Raw genomic sequence first — 7688 nt, forward strand, 5'->3', positions numbered from 1 at the left:
AAGAGACACCCGTCCATCGCCCCCGCTTGCCCATCTCCCCCCGCATAGTCGGCGCCGATCTCGCTGTCTACAATTCGCACTGGATGTGCGCTGCGGTCGAGGTCCTATGGCGAATTCACCGACCGGGCCCGCCCGTAGAGCACGGCGATCGTGTGGTCTTCGGCGCAGGCGGAGGGGTACCGCATCACGTCGGGGGAGCGCTTGACCATGGCCAACCGCAACGCCGACAAGGGCAGCGACCTGTATACCGGACCGGTTCAGCGAGCCGAACCCGCGGCAGATCGTCCACGGCCTGCGCGGCATGGCGAACCTGTACCGGCAAGGCGAGCGGCTGGCCAAGGCCACGTCCGAAAGCGCCGAGGAGGGCATGCTCGCCCTGGGCCTGCCTGCCATCAAGCGCACCGCCACGACCGTCAAGGGGCACATCAACTACATCGCGATCCACTTTGAGGTCTGCATGGAGGACTTCCCGGAGTCGTTCGCCAGCCTGTACGAGACGGTGAGGGGAATCTACGGCGCACCGTTCCCGCTGCCGCGTGTGACGGCTCCTGGGATGCTGCCTCCCGGTGGGGACGAGCACGGAATCGAGCAGCTCACTGTCCAGGTGGGGGCGCTACTGCGCAGCATGACCCCCCCGCCGCTCGACTCCGCTGGCAGAGACGCTGATCGTGATGGAGGCTCTCGCCATGCTCGTCAAGCTGGAAGCGTCGGTGGGCAAGGCGCTGAAGGTGTCGATGCCCGGCTCGCTGACCCACCTCCAAGACGAGGACGGGTATGTGGAATCGGTAGTGGAGACGCTGCTTGAGGAGAACCTGGACGATATGGGGGACGACGGCAGTAACGCGCGGACCGTGGAGTACCTGCACAAGGCCCGGAAGTCGATCGTCAGGGCGCACGCCCGCGCCACCGGAACCGCTACCGCCCAGGCCCCGGAGAGCCGCTCACAGCGGCGGGACGCCGATGTCACGCACGTGAAGACCAGTGAAGAGGACACGCAGATCACGCCGGGCGGCAGCACCCTCCCGCCGACACTGCACCTGCCCAACTACTTCGACTGAGCGGTCTCCTCGAAGAGCGGCCCGCCCCCACGCGAACTGGGGGCGGGCCGCTCGCTCATCCAACCAACCTCACCGAAAGGGCAGTTCGCGCGACACACCACCATGGCCGCCGCGATAGCCGCCGTGGCGCAGGCTCTCACCGCCTGCCAGCCCCCCGGGGACGACGACACTCTCACCCTCAAGGACCACACAGGCGAGACCGTCCAGTACGCCAAGAACGCCCTCACCGATTCGGGGATCCCCGGCAGCAACATCCTCGTCTACGACGCGAACGACATCGACAGCCTTAGTGCTGTCATCGACCAGAAGGGAATGAACGACTGGACTGTCTGCTACCACAAGCCGAAGGCCGGCACGGCCATCGACGAACCGAAGTAGAACGACGAGCCGGACCCGGACCGCGACAAGGTCCCGAACGTGGTCGGCCTCACCTGGAAGCAGGCGAAGAAGAAGCTCGGCAAGTGGGCCAAGTACGCCGACACCTATAAGGCGTGGTCCGACCAGAAGGACGTCCCGGAGGTCGGGGACGACATTGTCATCTGCTTCCAGGACAAGCCCGAGTACCTCAACCCGGGTGAGGAGGACCCGGACCTGAACCTGGGCCTGGCAGCCGTCTCCGCCGGGTCGGCGTGCCCGAAGAAGAACGGCGACTACCTGGACCCGGGCAACGACCCGGACAGTCCCTCGTACGACGAAGACAACAACGGCGTCCCGGACAGCCAGGAGGATGACGACTCGTACGGCTCCAGTGGCTCCTCGTCCACGGGCGGCGGGTCCTCGACGTCGGGCGGCGGCGGCGATAACCCGGCTGACGGACCGGACGACTACGAGCACTCCGGTGGGGGCGGCTGCCCTCCGGGGGGCTGCAACAACCCCTGCCCGCCCGGCGGATGCACCAGCTGACCGGCGCCCCCTGTACGGCCCCGCCCGCTCGAATCGGGCCGGGCCGACCCCAACCTAACCGCCATCCTCACAGAAAACCCCGCTGTGCTCACCTACACGCCCGACCACCGCGAGCAGCAGATCACGATGCTGATGAACGCGCTCAAGCAGCTGGCCGGCACCACCGACCCGTACGTGATAGCCACCACCGTGCGGCACTTCCGGCCGGTCGCCTCGTCGATGAACACGATCGCGAAGCGCATCGCGAAGACGTTCCCCGCCTACCTGCGGCACCTCGGCCGGGAAACCGGCTCGAAGACGAAGCTGATCGAAACCTTCGTCAGCACTGCTAAGGACCCGCTGCACAGCCTCACCTTCATCTTCGAGCGCAGGCTGCCGCGCTGGGACCAGATCATCGAGCTGCTGGACGCGTTCTACGACGGCGAGCAGGGGCCCGAGGACATCTCCTTCATCGGCGACTGGGAGGACGCTGTACGGCATCTGAACAACCTGCTGACCTCCCTGTCCCGCGACATCCGCCCGGCCGCAGCGAAGATCGACCCCGGCGCCTACCGGGCCGCGGTGGTCGCCCTCGTCGAGATCGGCAAGGCCATGCACTCGGTGTTCAAGGGCATGTGCCGCCAGGTGGTGTGGGGCAAGGTCATGGGGGAGGAAGTCGCCTCGGTTCTGGGGTGGAACAGCGACACGTCGCTGCAGAACCTGGAGGGCCTGATGGAGTGGTGCGACGAGAAGGGCACCAGCATCCTGTCCCTCCTCGACAAGACGTACAAGCTGACGCTGAAGCGCACCGACCCGAAGGTGCCGTGGCCGAAGGCCGGCAGCGTCCAGGCCATCCAGGCTGGCGGCCCTGCTGGGCTGCCGCCCGCCCGCGCCCCTACCCCCACGAAGGTGATCCCGTCCAGCGAGCAGCACACCACCGCTGTGTCCGCCAACAGTCAGCCCACGGCCTTCGTCCCGGCCGACAACGCTGAGACGGCTGTCATCCCGGTCGACCAGGCGCCGACGTTCATGCTGGAGATCGACGACGAGCAGCCTGCGCCGACTGTTCAGATGCCCGCCGCCCGGAAGCCAGCCGAGCCGAAGGTGCCCGTCTTCTACATCAACCAGCCGATCATGATGGCCGCCGCCATGACCGCCCAGGCTCAGGGCCATCCGGAAGTCGCAGCCATGATGCTGCAGGCCGACACCCGGGACCGGGGTGACGGGATGATCCAGGCCGTGTTTCACGATCTGACCGTGATCGAGGCCGCGAACGTGCGGTCGGCCCTGGTCGGCCTGCACGCCGACCTGACCAGCGGGGCGGCGAAGTTCCCCGGCGTGACGCTGAAGCAGGTCAAGGGCCGCATCGACCACATCAAGCCGTGCATGGACGACGCCAGCTGACGGCCGTAACCAGCAGAGCAGGGCCCGCCCCGAGGCAGACGGGGGGCCCTGCTGCGTTCGCCGTGAGGGTGGGGTGCCCGTGGGCCGCCGCAACGTTGGCCGACACCCCAACCCTCGCCTCTTCCTCCCAGGGTCGTGGGTGCCCTCTGGGTGCCCTTCACCTCCACCTCCTCACCCTCTTCCTCCAGTACCTCCGTGGGAGCGCCTGGGTGCCCGTGGGTGTCCTCGGGGCGCGTTCCACGTCCCTGTATCTGTGCCGTGCCCCACGCGGCGGTGGTGTCGCTCCTCGGCCGAGAGCGCTTGCTTGGTCGCAGGTCCGAGTCGCCGGAGGTGGCCCGCCGGTTAATGCTGGTACCCATCGGTGGGGGCCAGCGGCGGGGCCGTGAGTGTTGGTCGGTGTTGAGCTCACCGTGCCTTCTTCCGGTCGAACCAGACGGTGGCGAGGGTGGGCAACAGGCCGACCCAGAAGAGGACTTGAGGCGTTGGGCGTTCCGTCCAGGGAACCTGGGAGATGAGCAGTGCGCAGAGCATGGCCCAGCCGGCCTGGGCCAGGACTATGCGGGGCCACTTGCGGCGGCGGATCAGAGAGCGGAGGTTCATCTGGACGCCCGTACGCAGGCGGCGGTATCGCAGCAGGGCACCCAGGAGCCAGATCGCGGACATGGGTATGAGCGCCCACAGGCGCTGGCCGAGCGACACCGGCAACTCCCGTGGTACCTCGCCCTCGGTGGCGACCAGGTCGAGCATTGCCGCGGTGAGGGCCAGGCAGAGCAGGGCGAGCCAGCGGATACCGCGCAGCAGGCGGTACGAGGCGTCGTCGAGGCCGCGGTGCAGCGACATCTGTTCGGGAGCCGTGGCGAGGGCGTCGACGTACAGGGTTGCTGCTTGTGCCGCCTTGATGCCAGGGGTGTTCGCTGCTCGCTCGGTCTGGCGGGCCAGGGCGCTCGGATGGGTGGGGTCAAGTCGCAGGATGGCGTGGTCCAGTTGGTCGGCGACCGTCTTGTTGCCGGCCAGATCGGCGATCTGCCATGCGATTTCGTACGCGTCGGTGTCTTCCGGTGCCAGGCGCAGCGCTTCCTTCGACAGGTCGGCCGCCTCCTGCAGGAGCCCGGACATCTCGTGTGCGTGGATTTGGCCGCCGTTCGCCTGGCCGTGCCGTACCAGGCTGCGGCGCCATACGACATCGGCGAGCAGCGCGTACCCGTACCCGTAATGCGGAGCCAGGCGGACCGCTTCGCGCAGGACGGGCTCGGTCTCAAGGAAGCGGCCGCCGGCGCGCAGGGCATGGGAGTGCATGATGAGCGCGCCCAGGTCCTCAGGGGCGAGTTTCAGGGCCTGATCTGTGGCTTCGAGTGCCTTCGACGGCCGCTTGGCCCCAAGGAGGCAGCGGGCGAGCTTGACCCAGGCGCGTATGTCGTCGGGATCTTCAGCGAGCCGTTGACTCAGCAGAGCTTCGGCGTCGTCGTACTGCTTGAGATCGATGAGAGCGTCGGCTCGCTCCACCGTCGGGTGCAGAGTGCTCATGATGTCCGCTTCTTCAGGGAGGTGACCACGTCGTCGTACATTCCGTCCTCGTTGGCGGACATCGCCACGCCACCATGGCGCGTAGGTCTTCGCCCCGTCTGGTCTTCCTCACGCGGCTTTCTTCTTGTCGAACCAGAGGGTGCAGAACGTCGTCAACAGTCCTGCACCGAGGAGGATTTGGGGCACGGTGCGGTCGGTCCACGGCACGAGTGCGATGAGCAAGGCGCAGAGCGTGGCTATGAAGGCCTGTCCGAGGACGATACGGGCCCACACGCCGCGGCGGGCCAGGGACCAGAGGTTCCGTTGTACGCCGGTGCTCAGCTTCCGGTAGCGCCACCAGGTCCCGAACCCCCAGACCGCGGTCATGAGTACGCATGCCCAGAGGCGGGCGGCGGGCGGCACCGGCAGCTCCAGACGCGTGTCCCTCGCGGTGGGCAGGACGTCCACCGTCAATCCTGCGATCGCCAGGCAGATCAGTGCCAGCCAGCGGGTGCCGCGCAGCATGTGGTAGACGGCGCGGTCGAGCCAGAGGCGAAGGTCTTGTTCTGAGTTCGGGGTCGCGGCGAGAGCGGCGGCGTAGATGTCTGCGGCCTTGGCGGGTTTGACGCCGGGCGCGCTGCCCTGGGAGTGACTTGCCCAGGCCAGGGCCATGTCGTCCTGCGGGTCGAGGCGCAGCCACTGGGGCAGGGCCTGCTCCACGACGTCGTGCCGGCCGATCCGGTGTGCAGCCAGGCAGAGGACCTTGTACGCGCCCGGCTGGTCCGGTCCCAGGCGAACTGCCTCTTGGGCAGCCTCGAACGCCTCGTAGTAGGGAGCGGGGGGATGGGGAGGATGCACACTGAGGACCAGGGACAGGGCGGAGTGCGTCCACCATCGCCCCGGCTGCAGGCGGACTGCCTCGCGGGCCGCTGCAGTTGCCTCGGGGAGCCGGTCTTGAGGCCACAGTACTTTGGACAGCTGGGTGTATGCGCCGCAGTGTTCAGGGTCGAGGCGGAGGACCTCGTTGAAGGCCCGCTCGGCCTCCGGGAATTCCTTGAGGTTCGCGTGTGAGCAGGCGAGGATGTCCCAGGCGTCCAGGTCGTCCGGGTGATCGGCAAGGTGTTGGGCGAGGAGCGCCTTGGCGTCGTCGTACCGGCCGACTGCGAGCAGTGTTCCGGCCTGGTCCGTCAGGGCGTTGGCGGTCACAGCTTGCGCTTCTTCCTCAGGTAGGCGACCAGGTCGTCGTACATCCCGCCCTCGTTGGCGAACATCGCCACATTGCGGGCGGCGGCGAACCACGGCTCGGTGGAGGGCACGGTCGCTTTCGCCGTGCTCAGCAGGTCTTTCATGCTGATCATGCGGATTGTGCCGGTGCGGGCGGAGTCGAGCAGGGCGTTTTCGGCTGCCGCTTCGCAGAGGTGGGCGAGGTCGGCGCCGGACAGGCCGTCGGTGGCCTTGGCGAGTTTTCCCAAGTCGACGTTCTCGATGGGGCGTTCGCGCAGGTGGTAGCGGAGGATCGCCTCGCGGGCCGGGGTGTCGGGCGGCAGGACCAGGAGGGTTCGGTCCAGGCGGCCTGGGCGGCGCAGGGCGATGTCGACGTCCCAGGGGACGTTGGTGGCGGCGAGGACGAAGACGCCTTCGTTGGCGGCGGAGTCGATGCCGTCCAGCTCGGTGAGGAGCTGGTTGACGGTGTTGCGCATGCCGCTGTGCGCGGTGCGGCTGCGTTTGGCGCCGAGCGCGTCCAGCTCGTCGAGGAAGACGACGCAAGGTGCCTGGCGGCGGGCGGTCTGGAAGATCTCGTGCATGTTGCGTTCGGAGTTGCCGATCCACATGTCGAGTACGTCGTTGACCGAGACGGACAGGAAGTTTGCGCCGAGTTCGCCGGCGATGGCGCGGGCGATGAAGGTCTTGCCGCAGCCGGGCGGGCCGTACAGGAGCAGTCCGCCGCGCAGGCTCTTGCCGTACAGCTTGCGCAGTTCGGGGTTGCGCATCGGGGCGAGGAAGGCGGCCTCCAGGCGTTCCTTGACTTCCTGCATGCCGCCGACGTCGGCGAGTCGTACGGGGCCGGGTGCGGTCACGTCCCAGGCGGCCGCGTCGCCGGGGTCGCCGCTGCCGTCGGTGCTGAGCGGGGCCTCGACGAAGCGGGGCGGGATGGCGTCGCCGATCTGGTCCTCGGCGGCCTGCCAGTTGAAGCCGGTACGGGGGCCAGTGTCGGTGGGCTGGTGCGCCGGGGCTTGTGCGGGTTCGGGTGTGACGTTCTGCGGGGGCGTGGACGGGCTGGAGGGGCTCATGGCCCGGGTCATGAGGTCGCGTACGAGCGGATCGCCCGGTGCGTGCTGTAGCGCGACGGCTGCCTCCGTGACAGCCGCATCGTGGTGACCCGCCTCCAGCAGCAGCTCGGCGAGGTGAACTCGCAGAGGTACGTCGCTGGGGGCCGCGGTGACGGCTGTGCGCAGGCTCTGGATCAGAGGGGATTCCTCCGGCATGGTCGACTTTCTGCGTAGGTGATGAGTGAAGTGGCTCGGCGTTCCCTGTTCGCCCTGGATCACCGGGTTGACCTGGCCGGTCCTGGGGCGGCTTTGAGGTGTTGGGTCAGGTGCTGGAGTGTGGTCCAGGCACTGGCGTCGGTGCCGTCGCCCAGGGCGTAGTGGAGCGCGGGCCGGGCCGCGGGGCCGAGTTGGGCGGGACGGGCACCGGCCTGTGGGTGCTGGGTGTGAGTGAGGCCGATCTCGTGCACGGCGTCTGCGCCCAGGGTGAAGGAGAGGGGGATGGGCAGGGCCTCGAAGCGGGGCGGGACGGTGAGGTCCCGGTCCGCGGAGCGGAGTGTGGTGAGCATGGAGG

8 protein-coding genes are annotated in these 7688 nt (G+C 68.2%); 4 read left to right on the forward strand and 4 right to left on the reverse strand.

The window, feature by feature from the left end; genetic code table 11:
* Window positions 1-671: 671 nt before the first annotated feature.
* The 4 genes from E2651_RS38595 to E2651_RS38610 all read left to right on the forward strand — a co-directional run bounded on the left by E2651_RS38595 (window position 672) and on the right by E2651_RS38610 (window position 3344).
* Window positions 672-1058 (forward strand): hypothetical protein, encoded by a 387-nt coding sequence (locus E2651_RS38595; RefSeq protein WP_135335941.1) that lies wholly within the window; start codon window positions 672-674, stop codon window positions 1056-1058.
* A 102-nt stretch (window positions 1059-1160) separates the two neighbouring features.
* Window positions 1161-1436: a hypothetical protein gene (locus E2651_RS38600; protein WP_135335942.1), complete on the forward strand. Its 276-nt coding sequence runs from the start codon at window positions 1161-1163 to the stop codon at window positions 1434-1436.
* A 39-nt stretch (window positions 1437-1475) separates the two neighbouring features.
* Window positions 1476-1961, forward strand: coding sequence for a hypothetical protein (locus E2651_RS38605; protein WP_135335943.1), 486 nt, complete (start codon window positions 1476-1478; stop codon window positions 1959-1961).
* Between the two features lie 84 nt (window positions 1962-2045).
* Window positions 2046-3344: a hypothetical protein gene (locus E2651_RS38610; RefSeq protein WP_135335944.1), complete on the forward strand. Its 1299-nt coding sequence runs from the start codon at window positions 2046-2048 to the stop codon at window positions 3342-3344.
* Window positions 3345-3749: 405 nt separating this feature from the next.
* Here E2651_RS38610 and E2651_RS38615 read toward each other — a convergent pair whose 3' ends face one another.
* From E2651_RS38615 to E2651_RS44365, 4 genes are all read right to left on the reverse strand, one after another.
* Complete coding sequence (locus E2651_RS38615) at window positions 3750-4868, reverse strand: tetratricopeptide repeat protein (protein WP_135335945.1); 1119 nt, start codon at window positions 4866-4868, stop codon at window positions 3750-3752.
* Window positions 4869-4976: 108 nt separating this feature from the next.
* Entirely contained in the window at window positions 4977-6053 is a 1077-nt protein-coding gene (locus tag E2651_RS38620) for a tetratricopeptide repeat protein (RefSeq protein ID WP_167829025.1), read from the reverse strand.
* Window positions 6050-7333: an AAA family ATPase gene (locus E2651_RS38625; protein ID WP_135335947.1), complete on the reverse strand. Its 1284-nt coding sequence runs from the start codon at window positions 7331-7333 to the stop codon at window positions 6050-6052. The genes E2651_RS38620 and E2651_RS38625 overlap by 4 nt, the downstream gene beginning before the upstream one ends.
* 59 nt (window positions 7334-7392) lie before the next feature.
* Window positions 7393-7688 (reverse strand): DUF6177 family protein (locus E2651_RS44365; RefSeq protein WP_245239481.1); only part of this gene is annotated, 296 nt, incomplete at its 5' end.

Origin of the sequence: Streptomyces sp. MZ04 (assembly GCF_004684775.1) — a bacterium.
Taxonomy (GTDB): Bacteria; Actinomycetota; Actinomycetes; order Streptomycetales; family Streptomycetaceae; genus Streptomyces.